The 26282-nt window shown below is 35.9% G+C and carries 24 protein-coding genes; 8 read left to right on the top strand and 16 right to left on the bottom strand.

From position 1 onward, the window contains the following. Positions 1-22: 22 nt before the first annotated feature. Positions 23-1123: an NAD(P)/FAD-dependent oxidoreductase gene (locus AC07N0_RS12375; protein ID WP_494589405.1), complete on the bottom strand. Its 1101-nt coding sequence runs from the start codon at positions 1121-1123 to the stop codon at positions 23-25. A gap of 50 nt (positions 1124-1173) precedes the next feature. Here AC07N0_RS12375 and AC07N0_RS12380 point away from each other — a divergent pair, with 50 nt between their 5' ends. Both AC07N0_RS12380 and AC07N0_RS12385 read left to right on the top strand, forming a co-directional pair. Next, complete coding sequence (locus tag AC07N0_RS12380) at positions 1174-1512, top strand: DUF952 domain-containing protein (protein WP_309920560.1); 339 nt, start codon at positions 1174-1176, stop codon at positions 1510-1512. Between the two features lie 181 nt (positions 1513-1693). After that, the gene (locus AC07N0_RS12385) at positions 1694-4132 is read left to right on the top strand and encodes an endonuclease MutS2 (protein WP_494589406.1); all 2439 of its coding nucleotides are present in this window, start codon (positions 1694-1696) and stop codon (positions 4130-4132) included. A gap of 50 nt (positions 4133-4182) precedes the next feature. Here AC07N0_RS12385 and AC07N0_RS12390 read toward each other — a convergent pair whose 3' ends face one another. The 5 genes from AC07N0_RS12390 to AC07N0_RS12410 all read right to left on the bottom strand — a co-directional run bounded on the left by AC07N0_RS12390 (position 4183) and on the right by AC07N0_RS12410 (position 8796). Beyond that, complete coding sequence (locus AC07N0_RS12390; protein WP_492802935.1) at positions 4183-5061, bottom strand: YicC/YloC family endoribonuclease; 879 nt, start codon at positions 5059-5061, stop codon at positions 4183-4185. A gap of 143 nt (positions 5062-5204) precedes the next feature. Further along, a complete protein-coding gene (locus tag AC07N0_RS12395) occupies positions 5205-5930 on the bottom strand; it encodes a 3-keto-disaccharide hydrolase (RefSeq protein WP_494589407.1) in 726 nt (241 codons plus the stop codon). 82 nt (positions 5931-6012) lie between these two features. Continuing rightward, a complete protein-coding gene (locus AC07N0_RS12400; RefSeq protein ID WP_494589408.1) occupies positions 6013-7296 on the bottom strand; it encodes a metal-dependent hydrolase family protein in 1284 nt (427 codons plus the stop codon). 226 nt (positions 7297-7522) lie between these two features. Then, positions 7523-7915, bottom strand: a complete 393-nt coding sequence (locus AC07N0_RS12405) for an OsmC family protein (protein WP_494589409.1) — start codon at positions 7913-7915, stop codon at positions 7523-7525. Continuing rightward, positions 7915-8796: a pirin family protein gene (locus AC07N0_RS12410; protein WP_494589410.1), complete on the bottom strand. Its 882-nt coding sequence runs from the start codon at positions 8794-8796 to the stop codon at positions 7915-7917. The genes AC07N0_RS12405 and AC07N0_RS12410 overlap by 1 nt, the downstream gene beginning before the upstream one ends. A 239-nt stretch (positions 8797-9035) precedes the next feature. Between AC07N0_RS12410 and AC07N0_RS12415 the strand changes: the two genes are divergently transcribed. Then, complete coding sequence (locus AC07N0_RS12415) at positions 9036-9950, top strand: alpha/beta hydrolase fold domain-containing protein (protein ID WP_494589411.1); 915 nt, start codon at positions 9036-9038, stop codon at positions 9948-9950. A gap of 209 nt (positions 9951-10159) precedes the next feature. Here the strand turns inward: AC07N0_RS12415 and AC07N0_RS12420 are convergent, their stop codons facing one another. From AC07N0_RS12420 to AC07N0_RS12430, 3 genes are all read right to left on the bottom strand, one after another. Then, positions 10160-11434 (bottom strand): ATP-binding protein, encoded by a 1275-nt coding sequence (locus AC07N0_RS12420; RefSeq protein ID WP_494589412.1) that lies wholly within the window; start codon positions 11432-11434, stop codon positions 10160-10162. A gap of 315 nt (positions 11435-11749) precedes the next feature. Beyond that, positions 11750-12634 carry a lipoyl synthase gene (gene lipA, locus AC07N0_RS12425; protein WP_494589413.1) on the bottom strand — a complete coding sequence of 295 codons (885 nt, stop codon included), beginning with the start codon at positions 12632-12634 and terminating at the stop codon, positions 11750-11752. Between the two features lie 180 nt (positions 12635-12814). Further along, on the bottom strand, positions 12815-13624 hold the full coding sequence (locus tag AC07N0_RS12430) for a hypothetical protein (RefSeq protein ID WP_492802923.1): 810 nt from the start codon (positions 13622-13624) through the stop codon (positions 12815-12817). A 204-nt stretch (positions 13625-13828) separates the two neighbouring features. On the opposite strand from AC07N0_RS12430, the gene AC07N0_RS12435 reads away from it, so the two are divergent. Next, on the top strand, positions 13829-14245 hold the full coding sequence (locus AC07N0_RS12435) for an OsmC family protein (RefSeq protein ID WP_492802921.1): 417 nt from the start codon (positions 13829-13831) through the stop codon (positions 14243-14245). A 262-nt stretch (positions 14246-14507) separates the two neighbouring features. Here the strand turns inward: AC07N0_RS12435 and ytxJ are convergent, their stop codons facing one another. Next, positions 14508-14846, bottom strand: a complete 339-nt coding sequence (ytxJ, locus tag AC07N0_RS12440) for a bacillithiol system redox-active protein YtxJ (protein WP_494589414.1) — start codon at positions 14844-14846, stop codon at positions 14508-14510. 111 nt (positions 14847-14957) lie between these two features. Between ytxJ and AC07N0_RS12445 the strand changes: the two genes are divergently transcribed. Beyond that, positions 14958-16232 (top strand): 3-deoxy-D-manno-octulosonic acid transferase, encoded by a 1275-nt coding sequence (locus AC07N0_RS12445; RefSeq protein WP_494589415.1) that lies wholly within the window; start codon positions 14958-14960, stop codon positions 16230-16232. Positions 16233-16239: 7 nt separating this feature from the next. After that, positions 16240-17163 carry a ribosome small subunit-dependent GTPase A gene (rsgA, locus tag AC07N0_RS12450; protein ID WP_492802915.1) on the top strand — a complete coding sequence of 308 codons (924 nt, stop codon included), beginning with the start codon at positions 16240-16242 and terminating at the stop codon, positions 17161-17163. A gap of 4 nt (positions 17164-17167) precedes the next feature. Here the strand turns inward: rsgA and AC07N0_RS12455 are convergent, their stop codons facing one another. Both AC07N0_RS12455 and AC07N0_RS12460 read right to left on the bottom strand, forming a co-directional pair. After that, entirely contained in the window at positions 17168-17968 is an 801-nt protein-coding gene (locus AC07N0_RS12455; RefSeq protein ID WP_492802913.1) for a transglutaminase domain-containing protein, read from the bottom strand. A 78-nt stretch (positions 17969-18046) separates the two neighbouring features. After that, positions 18047-18208, bottom strand: coding sequence for a DUF1328 domain-containing protein (locus tag AC07N0_RS12460; RefSeq protein WP_492802911.1), 162 nt, complete (start codon positions 18206-18208; stop codon positions 18047-18049). A gap of 267 nt (positions 18209-18475) precedes the next feature. Between AC07N0_RS12460 and AC07N0_RS12465 the strand changes: the two genes are divergently transcribed. Further along, positions 18476-19399, top strand: coding sequence for an ROK family protein (locus tag AC07N0_RS12465; protein ID WP_494589416.1), 924 nt, complete (start codon positions 18476-18478; stop codon positions 19397-19399). A gap of 76 nt (positions 19400-19475) precedes the next feature. On the opposite strand, the gene AC07N0_RS12470 is transcribed toward AC07N0_RS12465, so the two are convergent. Beyond that, positions 19476-19934 carry an Lrp/AsnC family transcriptional regulator gene (locus tag AC07N0_RS12470; RefSeq protein ID WP_309920610.1) on the bottom strand — a complete coding sequence of 153 codons (459 nt, stop codon included), beginning with the start codon at positions 19932-19934 and terminating at the stop codon, positions 19476-19478. Positions 19935-20157: 223 nt separating this feature from the next. On the opposite strand from AC07N0_RS12470, the gene ald reads away from it, so the two are divergent. Beyond that, a complete protein-coding gene (gene ald, locus AC07N0_RS12475) occupies positions 20158-21270 on the top strand; it encodes an alanine dehydrogenase (protein ID WP_494589417.1) in 1113 nt (370 codons plus the stop codon). An 86-nt stretch (positions 21271-21356) separates the two neighbouring features. Here ald and AC07N0_RS12480 read toward each other — a convergent pair whose 3' ends face one another. From AC07N0_RS12480 to AC07N0_RS12490, 3 genes are all read right to left on the bottom strand, one after another. Next, positions 21357-23372: a carbohydrate-binding domain-containing protein gene (locus tag AC07N0_RS12480; RefSeq protein WP_494589418.1), complete on the bottom strand. Its 2016-nt coding sequence runs from the start codon at positions 23370-23372 to the stop codon at positions 21357-21359. A gap of 331 nt (positions 23373-23703) precedes the next feature. Then, the gene (locus AC07N0_RS12485; protein WP_494589419.1) at positions 23704-24834 is read right to left on the bottom strand and encodes a BamA/TamA family outer membrane protein; all 1131 of its coding nucleotides are present in this window, start codon (positions 24832-24834) and stop codon (positions 23704-23706) included. Positions 24835-24877: 43 nt separating this feature from the next. After that, positions 24878-26224, bottom strand: coding sequence for a TolC family protein (locus AC07N0_RS12490; RefSeq protein ID WP_494589420.1), 1347 nt, complete (start codon positions 26222-26224; stop codon positions 24878-24880). Positions 26225-26282: the final 58 nt, after the last annotated feature.

Below are 26282 nucleotides of genomic sequence, written 5' to 3' on the forward strand. Positions count from 1 at the left end.
TTTTTTGAATGACATTTCTGGATTAAAACACCTCTCCGTGAGTGGCTTTGATAATGGCTTTTAGGGCAAACTTGAAGTTTTTCAAACTTAATAAGGCTATTTCAGAAAGCACTTCGTTACCAAATAATTGTTGGACTGTTCGTCCTACCCAAAGTCTTTGAGCAAAAGTTTTTTTCCATGCTTTTTGGTAATTTTGTTCTAACAATGTCCTGTCGTCGAAATGTTGTAAGATGTGTTCGGATAAAATTTTAGCCCCGTGGATAGCCATAGCCATTCCATTTCCACATAAAGGTGTAATCAGTCCTGCCGAATCACCTACCATTAAAATATGATTTTCGATGGTTGTTTTTGGCGTAAAAGAAATTTCGTTGATTACTTCTGGCTTGTCGTATAGGAAAACTGATTCTGTAAATATCTTTCTAAGGTGCGGGTTTTTCCAAAGAATATTTTTCTCCATTTCAGGAATAGCACCATGCTTTTTTAGGTTTTCTCTGGTAGTAAGATAACATAGACAATATTTATCTCCTTCGATGGCAGAGATGCCACAATAACCATCTTTAAAATTATGAAGGGCTATTAAATCTTGTGGAAAATCAGTTTTGATGTGATATTTCACCCCAATATACGGGCTTCTTTTGCTAAAAAAACTACGGTTTAAAGTAGCATCTAGTTTTGTTCTTTTTCCAAATGACCCAATAACATAACGGGATTCAAAAGTTTGATTGGAGGTACTTACCGTAAATTGGTCATTCTGAAAATCAATATTTTCGACATTTTTATTTAATAAACAATGAACATTATTTTGTTGAGCTAAGTAATATAAAGCTTCATCAAAAGTATAGCGACTAATGCCAAATCCTCCTAAATCAAGGGTTGTTTCTAAAACTTTCCCTGAGGGCGAGGTAAATTGAAATCTTGTAATTTCTTTGGTATCTAACTGACTAAAATCAAGTCCTAACTGCTGTAAAAACGGACGTGTTTCATTAGAAATATATTCACCACAAACACGGTGGAAAGGATAGTGTTTCTTCTCAATCAATAGTACTTTTTTGTCAGCTTTTGAAAGCAAAATACTGTTGACCAAACCAGCCAAGCCTCCGCCAACGATGATGATATCATACATAATTTTATTTTTTTACCAATTAGCTCACAACAATGTAGTAAATTTAAGCAATGAAACCAACACTTTATCACATCGTGAGTCCAGAATGGTGGGCTGAGTTTTCGGATTTAGATTATTATGAATCAGAAACACTTTCAGTAGAAAAATTTATTCATCTTTCTACTTCAGGACAAGTACAAGGTACGCTAAACAATTATTTTGTAGGTAAAGCCCAGCTATTATTACTTCATCTTGATATGGACAAATTGAGTGCTGAACTTCGATTTGAAACTGTTCGTAATGCCGATACTTTTCCGCATTTATACGGAAGGCTAAACAAAGATGCTATCTTAAAAGTTGAAGAATTGCTACCCAATCCAGACGGAACCTTTACTTTCACGGCTAAATAGTCAGTTATCCATGTATTTAAACCTTCGAACTTTGTGTTGTGTTCATGGGTTTTATAAAAGAGTAAATATTTATTTAAAAATTTAGTAATCCTGCTGAATCTACAGTATCAATCGAATAACAATGTGACGACTAAATTGTTAGCGCTACAATCCGTACTCTAAATTCCGCAATCAATATGACATGTTATACCCACAAAATATAGAGCAAAAATTAGGCTTTGACCGCATCCGAGAACACCTCAATGAATTGTGTGTGAGTTCTCTGGGAAGAGCCTTCGTCAATAAAATTCGTTTTGCCGATAATTACGATTTAATTCAAAAGATGATTCGGCAAGTAGCCGAAATGAAAGATATTTTGCAGTTTGAGCCACAGGCTTTCCCTGCTCAAAATTATCTTGATGTCAACCATCAACTTTCTAAAGCTGCTATTGAAGGAGCATTCTTGACTGAAGAAGAGTTTTTTGATTTAAAACTTTCTTTAAGAACGATTCAAGAGTGCTTGCGTTTTTTTGATAACAAAGAGCCTGACGCTTATCCGCAATTAAGAGAATTAGTTGGTACGGCTTTCTCAGCCGACTTAAACCTTCGTCAAATTCTGGATTCATTAGATAAGGTAATCGACGATCGTGGTAAGTTGAAAGATAACGCCAGTCCAGAATTACAGGCTATTCGTCGCAGAATCCAAAGTCAGGAAATAGAATTACGTAAAAAGTTAGAAAGTATCCTGAAAATGGCACGTTCAAATGGCTGGATTTCGGATGACTTTTCTTTGACTTTACGTGGAGGTAGAATGGTTATTCCAATCGCAGCCGAACATAAACGCAAAATAAAAGGCTTTGTTCATGATGAATCTGATACTGGTAAAACAGTATTTATGGAACCAACCGAAGTATTGGAAGCCAACAATGAAATCAGAGAATTAGAATCGGCGGAAAGACGTGAAATCATCAGAATTCTGATGGAATTAACGACACGAGTACGTCCGCATGTGTCGGTATTACGCAAAGCTTATACATTTTTAGGTATCATTGATTTTATCCGTGCCAAAGCACGATTAGCCATTGAAATTAACGGGATAGCTCCATTGAGTTTGAATAGCCAAATTGTCGATTGGAAAAATGCGGTACATCCCCTCCTCTTTCTTTCGTTCAAAAAACAAGGGAAAAAAGTACAGCCTCTTAGCATTACGTTAGACTCAGACCAAAGGATTTTATTAATATCAGGCCCTAACGCAGGTGGTAAATCAGTTACATTAAAAACCCTTGGGTTGGTGCAATATATGTATCAATGTGGGTTGTTAGTGCCAATGGCTGAACACTCAACCATCGGTATTTTCAGAAGTGTTTTTATTGATATTGGAGATGAGCAAAGTCTTGAAAATGATTTGAGTACATATTCGTCACACCTTACCAATATGAAATATTTCCTGATTAATTCAGATAGAAAAACATTGTTTTTGATTGATGAATTTGGGACAGGAACAGAACCAACTTTGGGTGGAGCCATTGCAGAGAGTATCCTAGAAGATTTGAATCGTTCAGGCGCGTACGGAGCCATCAATACACACTATACTAATCTAAAAACTTTTGCCGACCGTACCAAAGGTTTGGTAAATGGTGCGATGCGCTACGATGCCGAACACCTTGAGCCTTTGTATGAGCTAGAAATAGGAAAACCTGGAAGTTCTTTTGCCATTGAGATTGCCTATAAAATTGGTTTACCAAAAGCAATTATTGATAAATCGAAGCAAAAAATTGGTAATCAACAGGTTAGTTTCGAGAAGTTGATTAAAGAACTAGAAATTGAAAAGAAAGTTTTTGCTGATAAGAATGTAGAGAATGCACAGAAACAACGCAAGCTCGATCAATTGCTAGAACAGTATAACTCTTTGAAAACGTATCTGGATACAGAAAAGAAAACGATTCTAAATACAGCGAAGGTTCAAGCGAAGGAGTTAATCAAGAATACCAACCAGAAGATTGAAGCGACTATTAAGGAAATCCGTGAACAAGGCGCTGAAAAATTAGCTACAAAAGAAATCAGACAAGATTTAGTCGATTTTCAGGAAAGTTTAGTCCTTGAAAAAGTAGCAGCTAAAAAGCCAAGTCCAAAAGAAGAAAAAGAGAAAGAAGAACGTGAGGAGATTGAAGTGATTTTGGGCGAAATTTCAGTAGGTTCTTTAGTGAGAATTAAAGGACAGGAAGCTTTAGGTGAAGTATTGAGTTTACGTGGAAAAGATGCTGAAATTGCGATTGGTGATTTGAAAACTACGGTGAAGATAAATCGTTTAGAGAAAATATCTCGGAAAGAATTCAAACAAAGGACAACATCAGTTACCAAAATTGTTGGCGTGGATATGAATGATAAGTTGATGAATTTCTCATTCAATCTTGATTTACGAGGCAAACGTGGCGAAGAAGCATTGGTAGAAGTAGATAAATTCATGAACGATGCCATCATGGTAGGCTATAACGAACTAAGGATTGTGCATGGCAAGGGAGATGGTATTTTAAGAAATTTAATTCGTCAACATCTCAGAGGGTATAAACAAGTAGCGAGTACACAAGACGAACACGCTGATAGAGGAGGCGCGGGCGTTACTTTGGTCAGTATGAAGTAGCTTTACTCTTAGGGTGTGACTTAAGTCACACCCTAAGAGTAAGTTAATTATTACAGAACATTAGAAGTCTGCTCTTTGATTTTTTCTAATTCATCTTTCATATTGATGACCATTCTTTGAATCACCACATCGTTTGCTTTAGAACCGATTGTATTGATTTCACGACCAATTTCTTGGCAAAGGAAGTTTAATTTTTTGCCGTTTCCTTCTTTTAATACTTCTTTGAAATATACTAAGTGTGTTCCTAAACGTACTTTTTCTTCTGAAATATCGTATTTTTCTATGTAATAAATCAGCTCTTGTTCAAAGCGATTTTTATCAAAATCATCTGCTTCTAATAAATCTGTTACAGACCTTCTCAATCTTTCACGAACAGCAGGAATACGAAGTTTATCTTGCACTTCTACCTCTTTTAGTAACTCTCCTATTTTATCAATGTATTCAATGAATTTATTCGTAACGATATCGCCTTCACGCAAACGGAATTTAGTACATTCACTAATTGCCTGATTTACAGCCGACAAAATTATCTTCCATTCCTCCTCTGCTTGTTCTTCCGAAACAGTTTCAGTATTATAAGCATTAGGCAAAGAAAGGGCTATTTTGAACAACTCTGTCGTATTCTCTACACCATACCCACTACCCGTATCCTGCAAATCCTTCATGTAAGCATCCACTAAAGGGCGGTTGATACTTGTTCCTGAGCTAGCAACGTTTGTATAGTTTGTACTTAGGTTTAGTTCGATTTTACCTCTTTCTAAATTCTGTGTCAGCAGGTTTCTAATTTCTATTTCTCTGAAAGATAGACTTTTAGGAATTCTACAATAAATATCTGTAAACTTAGAGTTCAAGGTTTTTATTTCGGCAGTGACGGTCAGATGCGGAGCTTCTATCACCGATTTGCCAAAACCAGTCATTGATTTTAACATTATATAATTGTTTAGAAAACGTGATATCATTAATATATAAGGGTGCAATATACAGAAAATAAAAGTGTTATAAAGCAAAAAACTGTAAGTGACATGCTTTCATGTACTTACAGTTTTTGCTTTATACTATCAAGATTATTAAACTATAATTCTTTTATTTTGATGTTTCTGAACCAAACTTTATTACCGTGGTCTTGGAATACAATATGACCTTTCGTATAAGTCCCCCAGTTTTCCATTCCTTTGAATTTACTCACAGCAACTAATTTTTTATATTCCTCGCTACCAATGGTATATTCAATGACCATTCTGCCATTCACATATAATTTTACATGACCGTTCTTTTGTTCAATCATTACTTTGTTCCACTCACCTACTGGCTTTACATTTTCAGGCTCATATTTGATTAAATCATATAAATTACCTGCTCTGTGTTTGTCGATTTTACCATCAGCATGTCCGTCATTATCCAATACCTGAAATTCAGGGCCAGTATACCACGAGTAAGGATGTTTAGTAGCATCGTCTTCTTGTGCATTGAAAATAATGCCTGAGTTTCCTCCTTCAGAGATTTTCCAGTCGCAAGCCAAGATAAAATTTTCATAAATACCATCAGTAGTCAACTCTCCACCACCTTCAGCATTCCAACCATCCATTTGGCTATTGTCTAACATAATGGCATTATCCGAAATTTTCCAAGCTGGTCCAAGGTCTTTCTTATTGAAATTTCTCCAACCGTTCAACGTTTTACCGTCAAAAAGAAGTTTCCATCCTTGTTTTTTTTCTTGAGAAGTCAACGTATTCGGCTTCTGGGCAATTGTTGATAACGAAGCGCATACCAACGTAATGATTATAAAAATGTTTTTCATGTTTGTGAATTGAAATAATAGTATTGTTTTATTTGGCTCGTAAATTAATCATTTTAGTCAATTATTCAATCCTTGTTTATACTTACAGCGTTTTATACACTATACCATCTTTCATCACAAACGATACTTTTCGCATTACTTTAATGTCTTGCAAAGGGTTGCCATCAGTAGCAATGATGTCCGCAATCTTACCTGTTTCAATAGAACCTGCTTCTTTCTGAGTTCCCATAATGATAGCAGGAGTCATCGTAGCAGCCTTGATAGCCTCCATAGCAGGCATACCAGCCTCTACCATATATTGAAATTCATAAGCATTGTACCCGTGGATAGAAACACCTGAGTCAGTACCAAAGGCAATTTTCACCCCTGCTTTATATGCTTTGGCAAAAGTAGCTTGAATCAGTGGACCAATTTCTAACGCTTTGGGAACTACCAAGGGATGATAATAGCCAGGGATTTTTGCTGAATCGGCCACGGTTTTACCTGCAATAATAGTAGGTACAAAGTAAGTACCATATTTTTTCATCAATTCTATGGCTTCATCGTCCATATATGTACCATGTTCAATAGTGGTTACGCCTCCTCTGATGGCTCTTTTAATCCCTTCTGCACCATGAGCATGGGCAGCTACATGGAAACCATAGTCTTTTGCGGTCTCTACAATGGCTCTAATTTCATCTTCTGTAAATTGTGGTGCTTTACCACTTTTTGCTAAACTCAATACTCCCCCTGTTGCGGTAATTTTAATACAATCTGAACCTTCTTTATAACGTTGACGAACAGCCTGACGACATTCGTCTGCACCATTGACCACTCCACTTAAATATTGGGGGTCTAGGCTTAATTTATCTGCCAAAGCATTGGAAGGGTCACCGTGTCCACCAGTAGTAGCAATAGTTTTGCCAGAAGTAAATACTCTTGGACCAATGGTTGTACCTTTATTAATAGCATTGCGTAGCGCAATATTTACGCCAGAGCCACCTAAGTCTCTAACGGTAGTAAAGCCAGCCATCAAAGTAGTTTTGGCATATTTGGCAGCATCAAAGGCTACATCAGCTTGGTTTTGTTGATACCTTTTCAATTCTCCGCCTTTGCTAGTTTCATTTTCTAAATGCACGTGCATATCAGTAAGTCCCGGCATTACGGTTTGAGTTTTCAGATTCACTACCTTATCTGTTCCAGATGGAGCTGTAAAACCTTTTTGAATAGCCGTTATTTTTTTGCCTTCTACAACAATGGTTACTTGGCTTTGGGCTTCATTTTGAACACCATCGATAAGTGTTCCACAATGGATAAGTGTTTTTTGAGCTAAAGAGGCTGTACTTAAAAGGCATAATCCTACAAGCGTTAGTATTTGTTTTTTCATTTGTTGATTTTAATTAAAGGTAGTGACGGTTTTGGGTTTTATTTGACTCATCAAATCCATATAAATATATGGATAATCTAGGTAAAACTAAATTTTCGTAACTAGTTTTTAACCTGGGGTCAGCATAAAATAAAAATCAGTCTTTAGCATGAAGATTGGTATTCTTTCATACTAAAGACTGATTTCTTTGAAATATTATTATAATGACTTCTTACTTTTCCTTCATTCAAACCAATTCAGTAGTAATTTCTATGGGGTTTGTCAATATTTTATGAAGAGGACAACTATTGGCTACCACCAACAATTTTGCTCGTTGCTCGTCATCTAAATTACCCAAAAGTTCGACTTTTCTCGTGATAAAAGATTTGTTTTCCTTCACATCTCTTTCAAGCTGTACTTCTACCTTCACCTCTGCTAAATCCCAACCTTTTCTATCTGCATACATTCTTAAAGTAGCCGAAGTACAAGCTGATAGCGCTGCAGCCAATAGTTCTTTAGGACTAAAGCCTAAATTTTTTCCACCAACCTCTTCTGGTTCATCCGAGATAATGGTATTTGTGGCTGTCTGAATAGTAGTTTTATACAGTTCTTTGCCTATGTGTGCGTTTACTATTTCCATTATTTTCTATAAGGTTGTGGAAGTGGTACAAATGTTGTTTCGCCTGGTACTTTCGGGAAAGATTGCTCTATCCATCTAGTCTTGGCATCTTCAATTAGTTCTTTCGTCGAGGCTACAAAGTTCCAATAAATGAATCTTTCTTCTGGAAAAGGTTCTCCTCCAAAAATATACACTGTTGTGTTTTCTGCCATTTCAAAGCTACATAGCTTGCTATCATTCGCTATCAAAATATGCTTTGGCTCATAGGTATGTCCCTCGCTACTGATGCTTCCTTCTAAAATATACAAGGCACTTTCTCCAAATAAATCATTCCCGATATTTACAGTCTGAGGGCTTGTATTTTTGATTTCTATAAAATACAAAGGACTATAAACGGGTACAGCCGATTTTTTGCCAAATGCCTCGCCTGCTATTAATTTAAAGGCAATACCATCTGTTTCCCATGTAGGAATCTCTTCTTCTGTTACGTGTGCAAAACTTGGTTGCATTTGTTCTAGCTCTTTCGGTAATGCTACCCAAATTTGTAAACCATGCAACGTTTTATCTGAATGGCGCAAATATTCGGGAGTTCTTTCAGAATGCACAATGCCATTACCAGCCGTCATCCAGTTTACCTGATTGGGTTTTATCTCCATTTCTGTTCCCAGACTGTCTTTATGCATTACGCTTCCTTCAAAAAGGTAAGTTAACGTTGAAAGTCCAATATGTGGATGTGGCCCAACATCTAAATTTTCATGGTCGCTTAGTTGTGCAGGCCCCATGTGGTCTATAAAACAAAATGGACCTACCATTCTTTTTTCTCTGAAAGGTAATAACCGACCCACCATAAAATTCCCAATATTACTTGGTCGTTCTTCGATGATTAATTTGATATTAGACATTTATTTGCTGTTTTAGGTTTTTTCTTATAGGGTGTTTTTATAACACCAAAGATGCACGTTTTCCTGAATTACTTGCCTTATTTATCATTTAATTTTATATCACTTACTCATACTCAACATAAAGCAGACTAAAAAGGATAAATACTTCTTCTAATTATATTAGCTTTAATGTAATATTTTACTTGCTAGTTATCCAAAGCCTTTGAAGGTTACACGCTAATATTATCCTCCCTAATAACATGAAAAATCAATATTATCCACTCTTTTTATTTATATTATTATACTTTACAAATCAAGCTATTGGACAAACTACCAATAGAGTCCAAAACTATTTTCCTGCCAATACTACACTTTATGGAAATGTACCCTATGCCAAAGATACTTCCAAACATCATCTTCTAGACATCTATTTGCCTGCTAATGCCAAGCCTAATACGCCGCTAGTGGTTTGGATACATGGTGGTGCATGGATGCTGAATGACAAGTATGCAGACATGAGTTATATGAAAAATACCATTCGTACTATTGTAGAAAATGGTTATGCTTTGGCATCTATCGATTATCGTTATAGCACTCAGGCAATATTTCCTGCACAAATACAAGACTGTAATCAGGCGATTGAATTTCTGTACCAAAATGCTGAAAAGTATTCCTTAGATAAAAATCGGATTGTGTTAGTCGGGTTTTCGGCGGGTGGACATTTGGCTTCCCTCCTAGCTTTATCAAATAATAATAAAGTGAAGGATTTTTATGGCAAAGACAATAAGATGTCTTTCAAGATTAAGGGCGTCGTGGATTTTTATGGCCCTTCAGACTTTCTGGCTATTCCCAAAAACCTTGAACCAGCAGGTGCAGTTAAAACATCTGAAAGTATTTTATTAGGAGACACGCCTTTGCAAAGACCAGATTTAGCCAAATGGGCTAGTCCAGTGACGTACGTAGATAAAAATGACCCTCCATTCTTAATCATTCACGGAGAAAAAGATCAATCTGTTCCTTATTCACAATCTGTTTTACTAAGTTCTTGGTTAAAGCTTTCAGGTATAGAGAATCAGGTATTTATCGTAAAAGACGCACCACATTATGGTGAAATGTTTGATGCAGAGTATCTTAGGAAAGAAATTATAACTTTCTTAAATAAGCATTTAAAGTAAATCGAAGCAATCATTCGTTAAGCAAATATACCAAAAATCACTAGCGAGTGACTTAAGTCACTCGCTAGTGATGGCATCACGTCGTCGCTCGTTTCCAACGAGTGACGACTATCATTAGGCTTCCAACCTAAAAAAGAACCTTGAAAAAAGTAGCGGTAATCCTTGCGGTTACCGTCTTGTGGTAAAACGACAACCGTAAGGAATTGCCGCTACGACGTATAGCTTGATTTTTGGAATAACTGAAAAAGGCTTTCTTTTTCTTCTGAATCCATTTCAATAATTCCTTCTAACGTTTCTAAAATATGTTCACGCTCTTCTGAGGCTAATAATAAATTTAAAAGCCGTACAAAAAATTTCTTCTGCTCAACATTAAGCGAAATAAATAATTTTGGTTGTACTTCATAAAGATTTATCAATGTTTCTTCAAGCAGAGACTTATCAAAATCGTTTTCGTATGTTGGAAAAATTTCGTCTTGTTCATATTTTTCAATGAGTTTAGTTGATGTTTTATGAAGAATATTCTTTCTTTTTTTACGAAGAAATTCATTTAAACTATTATCAAGAAATTTATATTCAGACAAATATTTTACTTTACTAAAAAGGTTTGTTTGCTGATTGTTTTCTTTGGATTGAAAATCAAAATCATTGAAAAAGCTACTTGTAATATATACACTATGATAAAACTCGTCACCTTTATTATTTAGCGTAGTATAATCTTTATACACTTCTTCGTGCTTTGCATTGAGATAATAAAATTTTGATAGTTCCTTATGCGGTTTATTATTCCATTGATAGTATTTACAATAAAAACTTGTATTGCTTTCTTCATAAGTAAGCGTAAAGCTCTCCGAATCCTCTATAAATGATTGATAGTCTAAAGGAGTACCATTAATGATAATTGAAAAGCCTTTAGGTTTATTCAACGCTAAAAACCAACAAAATTCACTTTTTAGAAAAGGAATAATCTCTCCTTCTAATTCTTCTTTACTAATAGTAATATTGTAGAAAATAACATTTGTACCTGTTTTATCCTTTTGGCTTTTCGTTACCTCAGAAGCATTATAATTATTGATGTTCTCTGTGTTGATGGTAATATTTCCGTCTAATAATAACCTGTTTTTCTGGAAAGTTGTGTGCCACTGAGCGATTTGAGCAAAAGTAAAAAAGGTTAATCTTCCCACGCCATTTTTCCCGTGGATGGTAGAAATATGTTTCTCGTCTCTTGAATTAACCTCTATGGCTTTTTCTGAGGAATAAAACAAATCGAATTTAGTGCTTAATTGTTCAAAATTAATACCGTAACCATTATCTGCTACCTCAATTGTTTCAACGGTACCAAGTTCGTTAATTTTAAAATTCAAGTGAACAGTATCTGCTTTTGCATCAAAACCATTCCAGATAAATTCAGCAATAGCGAGTTTTGAGTCATAATTTTTAAGTACTTTTTTTATTCCACTAGGAGTGATATTTACATTCTTTGACATGGTAGACACTTAGGTTAAATTTTAGATAATGTTTAACTAACCGATAATAAATTTTGGTAATCATAGCTTGACAAAATACTTTTATAAAAAACTGTATATCAAGTAAATAATTCCATCCATTTATTAAACGAATTTACTAAATATTTTCAGAGACTTATCGTAAAACACACTAATTTGTCCTATTCTCTAAAGCAGTCGCTCGTTTCTAACGAGTGACGACTATCATTAGGCTTCCAGCCTATAAAACGACAAGCCCAGAAACACCAAAGCCCCAGAAAAACTGAGGCTTCGTTAATAATATAATAAATTATGTTCTTAAATATGCTTCTCAGCATGATAACTAGAACGAACTAGCGCTCCAGATTCTACATATTTCAACCCACGGCTCAACCCCTCTTCTTTATACATCGCAAAAGTGTCTGGATGTACCCATTCTATTACTTCATGGTGCATTTTAGTAGGTTGAAGGTATTGTCCTAATGTCAATACATCCAAACCATTTTCTACTAAATCGTCCATTGCTTTAAATACTTCTTCCTGGGTTTCGCCCAAGCCCAACATAATACCTGATTTGGTTCTTTTTCCAAATTCTTTGGTACGTTTGGTTTGTTCTAAAGAACGTGCATATTTAGCTTGTGGACGCACATTTCTGTAAAGACGTTCTATCGTCTCCATATTATGCGATACTACCTCTTGCCCTCCTTCAATCATCCTGTAAAGCGCATCCCAGTTACCTTTTGTATCAGGTATCAAAGTTTCAATCGTTGTAGTTGGCGACGCCTCCTTTACTTGTACTACTGTCTGATACCACACCTCAGCTCCACGGTCTTTTAGTTCGTCGCGGTTTACCGAAGTAATTACAGCATGCTTTACACCCATTAATTTAATGGCTTCAGCTACTCTGCGTGGTTCATCTGCGTCATATTCATTCGGGCGACCCGTCGCTACTGCACAAAATGTACAAGAACGAGTACACACATTTCCTAAAATCATAAAGGTTGCCGTACCTGCACCCCAACATTCACCCATATTTGGGCAATTTCCTGACTGACAAATGGTATGTAATTTATATTCATCTACAATATTACGTACCCTTGCATATTCCTGACCAATCGGCAGTTTTACTCTTAACCAACTTGGTTTTTTAGAATGCTTTGAGGCAGTCTCCGCTTTCGGAGCTATTACTGGAAGTTCTATCATTTTCTGTCTATTCCTTGTACAAAACGCTATTACACTACAAAGTTAAATGCTAATAAAATAAAAACGTCAGGAAAATGAAATTGGTTTACATTTTCCTGACGCTATTTTTTAATAACGGGTATTATTTATCAATAATAAGCCTTTATAACACGCTTATCTTTTCTAAAATCATTGCATTAACTATTTTTTTCCACCAAAGAAGATGGTTAAATAGCCCGAAGTAAACACACTTTTATTATCTCCTTTAGCCAAAATATTTACTTTTTTAGTATACGCTTCTGCTAAAAAACCAATCTCTAAGCTAATATTCGACTGGCGAAAAGCATCTAATTCAAAATTCAAGGCCGCTTTTAAATTCACTCCGGGTACTATCGTCGACTGCCCAATGCCTTCAAAAAAACCTCCGCTTCCATAAATATTATTGATAGTATGCTTGCTTGGGTCATAAGCTTCGTCTCTGATAACTCCTCTACCATAAAAAACCTGTACATAATAAGGTTTTACAACCCCAATAGTTGGACCACCCGCTATAATACCATTTACATTTACGCCTCCGTCAGATGATTTATGGAATAAATTTATTTCGCGACCATACTGTGGACGAATAGCAAAAAGATAGTTTTGTTTTTCTTCTACATAACTTCCTCCGTTTCCTAATAAGCTGAGGGTATTTTCTCTAGGATGATTTACATTCACGATTTCAAGGTTGAAATAATGAAATTGACGGTGCAAAGAGTTGTTTTCAATCAAAATTTCTTTACGAGCCATCAACCCTCCTAGTAAACCAGAATTAGTATTAGTAGTTAATCCAAATGACAAAATAGAATGATAATTTTCTTCATCCACTACTTCACGAGGTTGTTGTGTAGTCCTGCTAGCCGCAGGCTTAGTAGCAGTAGTAGGAGATGAATTTCTACGCTGAGCTTCTATCGAATAAAACGATAACAAAGCAAAAATGAAGAATAAGAATGTATTTAGTAGTTTTTTCACAATGCTTTAATCAAAAATTTTATATGAATGAAATAACCATACAATGAATATTGATATTGACACAACTATTCCGATTGAGTGCTTACCAATTAGGAATCACTTTCGGTTTAAAGTATATAATTACAATAAAAATACGTAATATGATGCTATTTGTTTAAATTTAGGACAAAAATCATCAAATTTTTAACACATAACAACAACATAATGCCAACTGTAAAAACTACTTATTTAGGCGAACTTCGCACAGAATCAACACATTTGCAATCTGGTACACAATTACTTACTGATGCACCTACAGACAATATGGGTAAAGGAGAGGCCTTTTCTCCTACAGATTTATTGGCTACAGCTACGGGTACTTGTATGCTAACGACAATGGCAATTGTTGCTCAACGTGATGAAATTGAATTGTCGGGCTCAAGCGTAGAGGTCTCAAAAATCATGTCTCAAACACCTCCAAGAAAAGTAGCTCGTTTGGAAATTAACTTAAAAATGAAGACAAATATTGTCCTGACAGCAGAACAAATTCAAAAACTAGAAAACACGGCACATAAATGCCCAGTTTCACTAAGCCTCCACCCAGACTTAGAACAAGTTGTAAGTTTTGAATGGAACAACTAGAGTTTTGAGTTGTGAGTGATGAGTTGTGAATCTTTACTCATGGCATGACTATGGAATTATCTTGATAATAGACAGATTACTAAAAGTCATGCCATGAGTAAGTTGTTGTGAGTTAGTGAATTGCGAGTTAATAATTGTGCTTTTTTAAGTATTTATTATACCATATAAAAATCACTCAATCACAATTCACTAACTCACTAATTTACCAACTCACAACTAAAAAATAACTAACTCAAAACTCATCACTCACAACTCAAAACCCCTACCCTACCGTTTCTGCTAGTTCGGCAAATGAAATATCAAAGTGTGAGGCATTATAGATACACTCACCATTTTGAATGATTAATACCTGCGGAGATTGATGCTCTACTCCAAAAGTTGAAGCAATAGCACTAGAAATCGGGCGATACTTTAATAAATCTAAATAATAAGGCTTTAATTCTCCTACGCTTTCTTGTTTCCAATTTCTTTCCAAGCGATTTAAAGCAGTTGATGAAATTGAACACGTTGTACTATGTTTCAAAATCAAGATTGGTTGTTGTTTCGATTCCTCTTTTATAACCTCTAATTGAGATAAATCTGTTAATTGATTCCAGTTCATTTTAATTATTTAGCGTCTTTTCGCTTATTCTGATGATGTAAATGGTAGTACGTTGTTTTAATATGAAACTAATTAGCTGTAATTTTGATTCAAAATTAATTCAAATTTCATTTGTCAAAGCTACTTTATCATATTTCAATTTATACTTACCAGTTTTTTGTCTGGTTAGTGAGTCCTTTTAACACGAAAGCCAAACTTTGGATTCAAGGCAGAAAAGACTTTAAAAATCAAGTTTATTCAAATCAGTTTTGGATAAAAAGAAGTACTTCATCAGCACCTCTTGCATGGTTTCATAGTGCTTCGTTGGGTGAATTTGAACAAGCCAGACCAGTCATAGAAAAGTATAAAGAAAACTTTCCGTCACATCTTATCCTACTTACTTTTTTTTCACCTTCTGGTTACGAGATTCGTAAAAATTATACTGGAGTAGACTTTATTTGTTATTTACCTATCGATACTGCAAAGAATGCACGCGAGTTTATCGAAATGTTTCAGCCTTCAGTTGCCTTTTTTGTGAAATACGAATTTTGGTATAATTACCTGAGAATACTTTCTGAAAAAGAAATTCCTGTCATTTCATTTTCGACTATTTTCAGAGCAAACCAAGTATTTTTCAAAAGCTACGGAGGCTTCTATCGAAACATCCTTTCTTATTTTACCCATATATTTGTACAGAATAAAAAATCTTTCGAATTACTAAAAAGTATTAATATTCAACAAATTAGCATTGGTGGAGATACTCGTTTCGATAGGGTAAAACAAATTGCGGATGCAAAAAAAGAAATTGAAGTAGTCGAAAAATTTAAGGATAAAAAACCTTTACTAATTGTAGGTTCGTGTTGGCAACAAGATTTTGAAGTAATAGCACCTATGTTGAATGAGTTTGAGCATGATTTAAAAGTAATCATTGCTCCACACGAAATTCATGACGAGGAAATTACAACTTGGCAGAAAGTGTTGAAAAAGACCTCTATCAAATTTTCAGAGATTCAACAGCTGACGGATACTGAGATAGCAACAACAAATACACTTTTTATTGATAATATCGGCATGCTTTCTTCTTTGTATCAATATGCAGATTTTGCTTGGGTTGGAGGCGCCTATCGTAAAGGATTGCATAATACACTAGAAGCTGCCACTTTTGGCTTACCTATCTTTTTTGGTAATAATAACTATCAGAAATTTCAAGAAGCTATGGATTTAATCAGTATTGGCGGTGCATTTGTCATTGCCGATACCGCTCAATTTAAAAATAGTTTTGAGCCATTATATTTTGATGTTGATTTGAGAAAAGAGAAATCAACAATTATTGAAAAGTATGTGAAAGAGAATTTGGGGGGGACAGACAAAATAATAACATTTACCAAGGAATTGTCAATATTCTGATACACGAATGAAAGGATTAGTATTACGATCAACAGGCTCATGGTATGAGGTGCTCGATGAAAACAAGCACGTATGGCAGTGTCGTTTAAAGGGCAAATTTAAGATTCAAGGGTTAAAAACCTCTAACCCGATTGCAGTTGGAGATAGAGTAGAATTTGAGATTGAAGATAAAACAGAAAACATGGCAACCATCTTTAAGATAGATGCCCGTGAAAATTATATTATCCGTAAATCTGTTCATAAAACTGCCCACGGACATATTTTAGCCGCCAATCTTGATCAGGCTGTTATTATCGTTACCTTAAACTACCCAAGAACATCCTTAGGATTTATTGACCGTTTTTTGGTTTCGGCAGAATCCTTTAGAATTCCTACGACGATTGTTTTTAATAAAATAGATTTACTTTCAGAAGAAGAAAAAGATTACTTAGCCGATTTAGCGGCGATGTACGAAGAAATAGGTTATCCCTGCGTATTCACATCGGCAGTCGGCAACATTGGTATTAAGGCATTTAATGATATCCTAAAAGACAAAATTTCGTTAGTTTCAGGGCATTCAGGCGTTGGCAAATCTACATTAGTAAATCAGATTGCCCCTACCTTAGATTTAAAAACAACAGAAATTTCAACGTTTGCTAATAAGGGTGTGCACACCACTACTTTTGCAACCATGTTTGAATTAGAGGAAAACACTTTTATCATTGATACACCAGGCATCAAAGAATTGGGATTAATCGATATTGAAAAACAAGAGCTATCACATTTCTTTCCAGAGATGCGAGCATTGTTGGGTCAATGCAAATATCATAATTGCAAGCATATCAACGAACCAAAATGTGCGGTATTAGAAGCTGTAGCTGAGGGAACAATAGCCGAAAGCCGATACAACAGTTATTTAAGCATGATGAGCGATGATGATAACAGAAGATAATCTTCTAAAGAATAGAAGATACTTCTTCTGCTATCGACACCGAAACACGCATATCTGATAAATAAATACTTCCGAACTGAGTTGCTAATGCTACATCTGCAGCATCTCGACCATAGGCCAATACTACTCTATTACCTTTTGGTGTATCTTGTGTGGCATCAAAAGTATACCATCTTCCACCAATAAAGGCCTCAAACCATGCATGTAAATCCATCGGATTTAACTCATGTAAATAACCTACTACCATTCTGGCAGGAATACTTAAACTTCGACATAAGGCAATTCCTAAATGAGAGAAATCTCTACAAACGCCCACTTTGGCGGCAGCAGTATCCTTAGCAGAAGTAGAAGCATTACTAAAGCCATATTGGTAAAATATATTTTGGTGAATCCACTTACGGATTGCCTCTACTTGGTCATAACCAGGATAGGCATTTCCAACAATTTGAAAAGCTAGATTTCCTAACTGGTCAGACTCGCAGTATCTACTTGGTAATAAATAAATAAGTTCTTCAGGAGGTAAGTCTTCAATTAATACAAAGTCAGCACCAGGAGCCACATCAATTTCATCAGCCGTTTGCACAATTGATGAAGTTAAAACGGTAAACTTTCCCACTGGGGTTAATAAACGCTGACATAAATTTCCATAGATGTCGGTGTATTCAGTAATAGGTACACTTGGTTCAAGAATATACTCTTCCTTAATAATCCATTGCCCAGCGCCACTTCTTGGCCTGAGCATCAGGATTAATGGGGTAGACGAGTAAGCTTCGTAATCAAGTTGGCAACTTATTTGAAGTCTCATGATTTTAGCCTTTTATTCTAATCTAAGTTTAGATATTTGATTAAAATAGTCTGATAATTGAAAATGTAATCTTTAAAATTAAATGTTTCTATCGCCTCTTAGAAAACTGAAAACAGCGAGTATTAATGCTATAAAAAATAATATTTTAGCAAAATAAGCTGCACTAGATGCAATACCACCAAAACCAAAAATGGCAGCAACTAAAGCAACAACGAGGAATGTGATTGACCAGCGTATCATAGTTATAAATGTTTAATGTTGAACAAGATTTTCTTTCTTACAACTTAAAAAAACTTATACCACGAATAATAAGTCGGAATTCATTTTAATTCCTCAAAAAATCAATAAAAAATTTAAATTATGAGTAAAAAAATACTCATTTGGGGAAGATTGTTCAGTTCTCAGGGTAAATAAGTGCAAAAGATGATTTCCTTCCAAAAGTAAGAATAAATAGTTAATTTGCAGTGGTTAAAATTAGTAAACTGTAAATTAAATAAATCCAAAAATTTGAAACCATCAATTACAAATCCTACACACCTTTGGGGTATTGATTTAGGGGGTACAAAAATTGAATGTGCCGTATTAGATAAGGAAAATGACTTAGCTGTAATATGTAGAAAGCGTATCCCTACTGAGGCCGATAAAGGGTATGAACATATTATCAGTCAGATTGTTAAGTTGGTATCATTAGTAGTAGATGAAATAGGCGAACAACCGATTCAGATTGGCTTTGCAACACCAGGGGTATTAGACCCCGCCACGCTTACGATGAAAAATAGTAATACTGTCTGTATGAACGGACAGCCTATGCATGAAGATTTAGAAAAAGCTTTGGGAGTACCCGTAAAACTAGCAAATGATGCTAATTGCTTTGCTTTGGCTGAAGCATTGATGGGCGCTGGCAAAAAATATCCAACTGCTGAATTAGTTTTTGGGGTAATCATGGGAACGGGTGTCGGAGGAGGATTGGTCGTACACGGTAAAGTAATTGCAGGGCATCATGGCATTGGCGGTGAGTGGGGACATAACGTTATTGAAGAAGGTGGCGAGCCATGCTATTGCGGAAAAGCTGGCTGTGTGGAAAAAGTAATTGCAGGCCCTGCCCTTGAAAAATATTATCAAAAAATTAGTGGAACAGCCTTGGGATTGAAAGAAATATTGGGACGTTATTTAGCTGATAGTGATGCTTATGCGACAGCTACGATTGATAGACTTCTGGAGTTTTATGGCAAAGGAATTTCTACTTTAATCAACGTACTTGATCCTGATTTAATTATTATTGGCGGTGGCGTTGGAAATATAGATTTGCTTTATACGGAAGGCTATGAAAGAATCAAAAAGTATATTTTTAATAATAAAAAAATATCAACTCCTATTGTAAAACCAATATTGGGTGATAGTGCTGGGGTTTTTGGTGCAGCACTTTTGTAAAATAGTGTCAATGAGCAAAAAAGGTATTTTGAACATTTGATTCATGTTCAAAATACCTTTTTTGCTTTTTCATCAATCAAATTGGTAAAACAGTTGTATTCTTCACTTCCGACATGACAAACGAGCTACTAATATGCGCTACACTTTGAAGGGCTGATAACTTCTTTTGATAAAATTCATTATAAGCCTCCATATCCCGTGCGATGATTTTTACTAAATAATCATAACTTCCAGATACCACACTACATTCTATTACCTGAGGGAACTCTTTGATAGCTTCTTCAAATTCTTCAAAATGATTTTTCTGTTGCTTATCTAACGTAATGCTACAATACACCACGAGTGGATTACCCAATTTTTTCTTATTCAGAATAGTCACATATTTCTCGATAATCTCTTCCTGTTCCAATCTTTTGATACGGTCGTGCGTGGGAGTCATAGAAAGATTAATCTGCTTAGAGATTTCTTTGATTGTTAATTGGGCATTCTCCTGTAATAATTGAAGAATCCGCAAATCTGTCGCATCTAAGGTCATAAAGAAAAATTTACTTTACAGAATAGTAATATTCACATAATACAGGAATTTTTCCCTTTAATAGTATAAATATACATACGTTTTCCTTATTTATTTCTAAAATTTAAAACTATTTCCTGTTTTACTAACTTTGTACATCTTCATTTACAAACACTATCTGTGGCTCTGTTATTGAATAAAATTTTTCAATAACAGGAAAGCAGGTATTAAACCCCAACAAGCCATGATTATCGGTGTCCCTAAAGAAATTAAAAATAACGAAAACCGTGTAGCATTAACTCCTGCGGGCGTAGCAGAATTTAAGAAAAACGGACATACTGTTTATATACAAACCCAAGCTGGTACAGGCAGTGGCTTTTCGGATGAAGAATATGTAAAAGCTGGTGCTAGCATTTTGGGCACCATCGAAGAAGTATATGCTATTGCAGAGATGATTTGCAAAGTAAAAGAGCCAATCGCTTCTGAATATCCTTTGATTAAAGAAAATCAATTGTTATTTACTTATTTTCATTTTGCTTCTTCAGAACCGTTGACTCATGCGATGATTGAACGCAAAGCAATTTGTTTGGCTTATGAAACGGTAGAAAAAACAGATCGTTCTTTACCTCTATTAGTACCGATGTCGGAAGTAGCAGGTAGAATGGCAATTCAAGAGGGGGCAAAATACTTAGAAAAACCTATGGGTGGAAGAGGTATTCTATTAGGCGGTGTTGCAGGTGTTAAGCCAGCCAACGTACTAGTGTTAGGCGGTGGAATCGTAGGAACACAGGCTGCAAAAATGGCAGCAGGTTTAGGTGCAAACGTTACGATTATGGACATTAGTTTGCCTCGTTTACGTTATTTAGAAGATGTAATGCCTGCTAATGTAGATACTGTGATGTCTAACGAATACAACATTCGTGAAGCTATCAAATTATCCGACTTGATTATAGGTGCGGTGTTGATTCCAGGGGCTAAAGCACCTCATTTGATTACTCGTGAAATGTTGAAAGAAATGCGTCAAGGTACAGTGTTAGTTGACGTAGCCGTTGACCAAGGTGGTTGTATTGAAACTTGTGAACCTACTACGCACGAAAATCCTACTTTTGAAATCGATGGCGTAGTACATTATTGCGTTGCTAATATGCCGGGTGCAGTGCCTTATACTTCAACATTGGCATTAACCAATGCTACTTTACCTTATGCTATTCAATTAGCCAATAAAGGTTGGAAGAAAGCTTGTGCTGATAATGAAGAATTGAAAAAAGGGTTGAATGTAGTAGCTGGTAAAATCGTTTATAAAGGCGTATCAGATGCTTGGGGCTTAGAGTTTTCACCGCTTGAAAGCGTTTTATAATTTATAGATGCCTTTAAAAAGAAATCCACTTTTACTTGATGAACTGAACTAAGTAAAAGTGGATTTTCCTTTTAAAGGTATATTCACTAATAAGTTACCGTAGTTAATTTGCTAGAAACTGTAAATGTTCCTTTTTGTGTACCACCACTGTAGCTACCACCTGAATAATAGCCTCCTGTATTTGTGCCATTGCTATAAGAACCGCCTGTAAGTACTTTATACGTAGCATTCGTAGCAAGACTAGGCGATGAAAACACAAAATATCCTGCTGCACGAGCAGGTGCGTAAGTCACCAAATTATTGCCAGAGGCATCTTGAACGGTAAACAAAGTACCAGAAGCTTGTACACTATTTAACTTAACAAATACTGCATTTTGTGCTGAGGTAGTGCTGGTAGCCTGAGCCATCCTACTAGCACTTGGCCCTGATGCAATCAGTAAACCGCCAGAAATATTGAACGTTCCATTATAGTCTATCGCTACTTCTGGTTGCGATGGTGGACCTTGAGCCACTACAGTTCCTCCTGTCATGATGATACTTCCATTACTATCAAGTGGGTCTCCTCCTGTTGAACTTACCATTACCAAACCACCTGTAAATGTCATCAAGCTACCATCATTAGATTCTCCACCGTTCCCATTAGTTGAATTAAAACAATCGTCGGATGATAATACATTGATAGTACCGTTGTTTACCGTAATCTTAGGCGCTTCAATTCCTTCCGTTGATTTTGTGATAGAAATATTTCCTTTGTTAAAAGTTATCGAAGCATCCGACTTGATACCATCATCCGCTGCCGAGATAGTAATCGTGCCATCATTTACGACCAAAGCACCATCACTTTTAATGCCTTTTGCCTCACTATCTTGGTTATTACTAGTAAATGCGGCTCCCGTAGTAGTGATATTGATTGTACCACCATTAATCGTCGAAGTACCATCAACAGTGATTCCTTTTCCTGCCGTACCCGTACTATTAATCGTAACAGTTCCTTGTTGCATGACAAAATTGCCGTCGCAATTAATTCCTGCTGCCGAAGCTATATCTGAATCGCTAGTATCATAAAAGGCATTTCCTGAGGTAGTGATACTGGCATTAGCATTAGTAAGCGTTAAATTTCCTGTAGTCTTAAAGCCCTTTGAAGCTCTGCCTGATACTTTGAGGGTAATAGCACTACTATTGTTTACAATGGTGTATCCTTCACTTTTTATCGCATTGCCTTTCTCTCCTGTAGTTGTTACATTAATCGTTCCGCCCGTGATAGATACATAAGGCGTTATACTTGTATCTGTTCCATCATAAGATGCTGTAATTCCATCGTCAACACTCGTTACAGTAATATTTCCTCCTGACAATGCCACATAGCCTTCTTCACAATCAATTCCATCTCCAGATGATGTTATTGATAATGTTCCACCTTCCATTTTGAAATAATCATTGGCATGTATGCCATCTGAAACGGCTTGTGTAATCGTGATTGTCCCCTCCTTAATAGCGATATAATCGTCGCTACAAATACCGTGTTTATAATTTGCAATTACTGTTAAAGCACCCGTACCTGCAAAATTCAATTGTCCTTCACTAAAGAAAGCTCCTTTCTGGTCTTCTGTACTAGTAGCATAAGCAGTGCCATCTACCAAACGGTTATTGGTTCCGCTCAATAAATTAACAGATACTTTCTTGCCCGACTGAATATTAATAGCAGGTCCGCTCGAATGAATAATACTAACGCCATTCATGATAAGATTAAACTTATAATCACTGTAAAGTTTCAAACTACCCTCGGTAGTTGAGCCTGAGAGTACATAGTTTACTTCTGTAGTTGTATTGGTAGAAGTTACTACTACATTTCCATTCGTCACGCTTACTTTTACCCCTGAGCTTTCAAATGGATTTGTAACGGTTGCAGTAGTGCCTGAATACTTGATTACTATGGCATTGGTAAAAGTGGTATCCTTAGTTTTAGTATCAAAGTCTCCATCAATTATAACTGGAGTGATAATGACTTCTTCCTCAGAAGCTGTCTTACAAGACAAGATGCTAGTCACAAATCCGATTGTACTAAGCACTAATAGTGGATAAATTAATTTGTATTTGGTCATAATTAATGATTGTTATATTGGTGTTTTAATGGACGTACCATCCAAAATCATTTATCATTATGACCGACAAAAGAAAAAAAGCGTTGCAGGAAGCTTTAAAGTAAGTAGATATTAGGTGTAATTTAACATATTTTAAGAAATCCTTTTTAAGTTAAAGGAGATTCGAAGAAGATTAGACAACTTTGCCGTTATTGGTATTTTTCACCAACAACCCGTGCGAAAGCAACGCACCAAGCAGTTAAACGATACCTCTTGTTTGTAAGATAAAGAAGTAAGTATTTTTATGTTAAAATTGAAAACTCATCACTCTAAACTCTCAACTCCAAACTCCCTAAAAAGCCTCTGCAATAAAAAAATACAAGTTTTGCTGACCTTTCCCAAAACCGTAATCTACCCTCACATTTACATTCTCTTTACGGTTTATTTTAAAGCGTAGTCCTGCACCATAACTTGGCAAAATATTGTTGATATTCATGTCTCCGATTTTGTTGTTTACCCAGCCCAAACCTCCAAAACCTACTACCCCCCACCGATTCAAGGCTTGCCAACGATATTCTGTTTGGAAAGCTAGTAAATCTTTATCTCTGCGTGAACCCACATAGTATCCTCGCATAATCATATCTCCACCCAACAATCCTAGCTCATGAAAAGGAACATTTCCATTTGAATGAAAGGCAAAGGCTTGAAAAGCCAATACATCTTTGCGTTGGGCAAATGGCTTCAAAAACTTTCTGGCATCTAGTTGCCAACGATGAAATGACTGCGTACTGCCTGTCCACTGCTCATGGGCTGAATATTCTAGTTGCACAAAAGAGCCTTTGGACGTAGTCAACACATTATCTCGATTATCAAACTGTACTGAGACATTTAGCCCTGAAACAGTAGACCCATCGCGACCGACAACATCTTTCCCAGTCTCTAATATTCCATTGTTTTTACCATGCACATTATACATTTTGAAATATCGCCAGCCTAACCCTGCAAAGGTATGATTAGCAATTTTGCGGTAGGTCAGATTATCAAACCTGATTAAATCAAAAGTAATAGCCTCTTCGTTTTCAGGTTTCGCCTCTGCCCCTACGCCATAAAAAAGCACAGGAAAGCGACTAAAACCATAATAACCAACGATATAATATTTTTCCTTGTTCGTAAAAATCTGATAATTATGCTCAAACATTATCTGACTGTTCAAGGAATATTGTAAGAAAATAGCAGTATTAGAAACCCTAGTGAGCGAATCTCCCTCGCCTCCGCCATTAAAAAAGCGTTTTACTCCTCCGCCTAGTACCCAACTGGTTTCAGGCATATAAAAAACAAAGGGAGAAACAAGGTATTTATGGCCAGTAAAGAATTTTACGATGTTGGATTGTGAAATTTTAGATAGGGATGTAGAATCAGTTTCAGCAGCTTGGCTCTGAAAAAAAGATAATAAGAAGAAGTAACAGAGTAGTTGTTTTTTCATTGAGATTGAGGCTGACTATTCGTGGTAGTCAGCCTCATATTTTTTACCAAAACTTAATGCCCGTCAAACGATTAAGTTCTAATTGAGCAATGGCCATTTGGTATTGATACTGTAATTGTGTTAACTGTGTTTCTCTTAAGGCTGTTTGCGAAGCCTCTATTTCCACATTGGTAATTACGCCATTCTTGAAACGTGCGTTTGCTAATTTCAATGCATATTGTGCTTGAAAAACATTGCGTTCTGATAAATCTAGTTTGTTTTTAGCAGCGTTGTAATCATTCTGAGCGGCTTCTAAATCTCTCTTTAAGTTTTGATTCGTCACCTCCGCAGTATATTTCAACATCTCGCGGTTTAGTCTAGCTACTTCTGTCTGATGAGCCGTTTTGTTACCAGAATATACAGGAATAGTAAGCTTTAATCCTACTGTGCTACCAAACTTAAAGTCTTCAGAAATGGGAGGAATTTCGCCATTAATTCTAGGCAAATATCCATTTTTAAGCCCTAACGAAGCATTCGCTGCAATATAAGGGGCAGAACCCATTTTTGCAATTTTCACTTCACGCTCAGCAATCAAATCTCTATCCTTCAAGGTTTTCAAATCTGTATTACTAGTCTGTGCTTGATTCAATGCTTCGTCTACACTCAATGCGGTAAGTCCTAAATTAAAATCAGCATTAGGTGAAATAGTCCCGTGTGCATCTTTACCAATTAAAGAAGAAAGATAAATGTATTGACGCTCTAACTGGCTTTGTAAGTCTGATAATCTAGTTTCAGCATTTTTATATCTTACCTGAATCGACACTTGGTCATAATCTAACGCATCACCTTGCTTTAGGCGGTCGCTGATAATTTTTCCGTTATCATCTACTAATTTCAATTGCTCTTTTTGTACTTCAATGGCTTTCTGAGTATACACGATGCCATAATACAAATTGGCTACTTGATAAGCATATATATTTTTCAATCCTTCAACGCCAGTTCTAGAAAGTTCTGTTTCTAATTTAGACTTCTCGATATTGATATTTTGCTTGCCCCAATCGTACAATACATAGTTGGCACCAATGTTAGCGTTGTAATTCATGTTGGGTTGAAACTGCAAATTAGTAGTCGTTGAGCCAAAAGCAAACGAAGCTTTCGCTACAGGGTCGATTCTGACTACCCCAATTTCAGACTGAATCTGAGGTTTCAAAGCTGACTCTTGTATTTTAGTACGATAATCACCAATGGTAATCATTTGCTGTTGTTCCTTAATTTTAGGAGCATACTCGATGGCAGTACGTACCAACTGTTTAAGCGACTCGTCGGTTTTATCTTGAGCTAATACTTCTTGTCCAACGAAGAGGTCGGCAAGTAATAAAAGCGAAATGATATAATTATATTTTATTTTCATTGTTTCAAAAATTAATCAAGTTCATGATAGAAAAATTTAAGGAAAATACTCCGCAATC

This window comes from Arcicella sp. GW821-FHT09D11, assembly GCF_059416265.1.

Excerpts from the sequence above, each read along its gene's own strand:
- AC07N0_RS12390 (WP_492802935.1), bottom strand. The coding sequence starts at position 5,061 with ATGTTAAAATCAATGACTGGTTTTGGCAAATCGGTGATAGAAGCTCCG.
- rsgA (WP_492802915.1), top strand. The coding sequence starts at position 16,240 with ATGAAAGGATTAGTATTACGATCAACAGGCTCATGGTATGAGGTGCTC.
- AC07N0_RS12405 (WP_494589409.1), bottom strand. The coding sequence starts at position 7,915 with ATGGAAATAGTAAACGCACACATAGGCAAAGAACTGTATAAAACTACT.
- AC07N0_RS12435 (WP_492802921.1), top strand. The coding sequence starts at position 13,829 with ATGCCAACTGTAAAAACTACTTATTTAGGCGAACTTCGCACAGAATCA.
- AC07N0_RS12420 (WP_494589412.1), bottom strand. The coding sequence starts at position 11,434 with ATGTCAAAGAATGTAAATATCACTCCTAGTGGAATAAAAAAAGTACTT.
- AC07N0_RS12400 (WP_494589408.1), bottom strand. The coding sequence starts at position 7,296 with ATGAAAAAACAAATACTAACGCTTGTAGGATTATGCCTTTTAAGTACA.
- AC07N0_RS12455 (WP_492802913.1), bottom strand. The coding sequence starts at position 17,968 with ATGAGACTTCAAATAAGTTGCCAACTTGATTACGAAGCTTACTCGTCT.
- AC07N0_RS12415 (WP_494589411.1), top strand. The coding sequence starts at position 9,036 with ATGAAAAATCAATATTATCCACTCTTTTTATTTATATTATTATACTTT.
- AC07N0_RS12460 (WP_492802911.1), bottom strand. The coding sequence starts at position 18,208 with ATGATACGCTGGTCAATCACATTCCTCGTTGTTGCTTTAGTTGCTGCC.
- AC07N0_RS12395 (WP_494589407.1), bottom strand. The coding sequence starts at position 5,930 with ATGAAAAACATTTTTATAATCATTACGTTGGTATGCGCTTCGTTATCA.
- AC07N0_RS12380 (WP_309920560.1), top strand. The coding sequence starts at position 1,174 with ATGAAACCAACACTTTATCACATCGTGAGTCCAGAATGGTGGGCTGAG.
- AC07N0_RS12490 (WP_494589420.1), bottom strand. The coding sequence starts at position 26,224 with ATGAAAATAAAATATAATTATATCATTTCGCTTTTATTACTTGCCGAC.
- AC07N0_RS12385 (WP_494589406.1), top strand. The coding sequence starts at position 1,694 with ATGTTATACCCACAAAATATAGAGCAAAAATTAGGCTTTGACCGCATC.
- AC07N0_RS12470 (WP_309920610.1), bottom strand. The coding sequence starts at position 19,934 with ATGACCTTAGATGCGACAGATTTGCGGATTCTTCAATTATTACAGGAG.
- AC07N0_RS12375 (WP_494589405.1), bottom strand. The coding sequence starts at position 1,123 with ATGTATGATATCATCATCGTTGGCGGAGGCTTGGCTGGTTTGGTCAAC.
- lipA (WP_494589413.1), bottom strand. The coding sequence starts at position 12,634 with ATGATAGAACTTCCAGTAATAGCTCCGAAAGCGGAGACTGCCTCAAAG.
- ald (WP_494589417.1), top strand. The coding sequence starts at position 20,158 with ATGATTATCGGTGTCCCTAAAGAAATTAAAAATAACGAAAACCGTGTA.
- AC07N0_RS12480 (WP_494589418.1), bottom strand. The coding sequence starts at position 23,372 with ATGACCAAATACAAATTAATTTATCCACTATTAGTGCTTAGTACAATC.
- AC07N0_RS12410 (WP_494589410.1), bottom strand. The coding sequence starts at position 8,796 with ATGTCTAATATCAAATTAATCATCGAAGAACGACCAAGTAATATTGGG.
- AC07N0_RS12485 (WP_494589419.1), bottom strand. The coding sequence starts at position 24,834 with ATGAAAAAACAACTACTCTGTTACTTCTTCTTATTATCTTTTTTTCAG.
- ytxJ (WP_494589414.1), bottom strand. The coding sequence starts at position 14,846 with ATGAACTGGAATCAATTAACAGATTTATCTCAATTAGAGGTTATAAAA.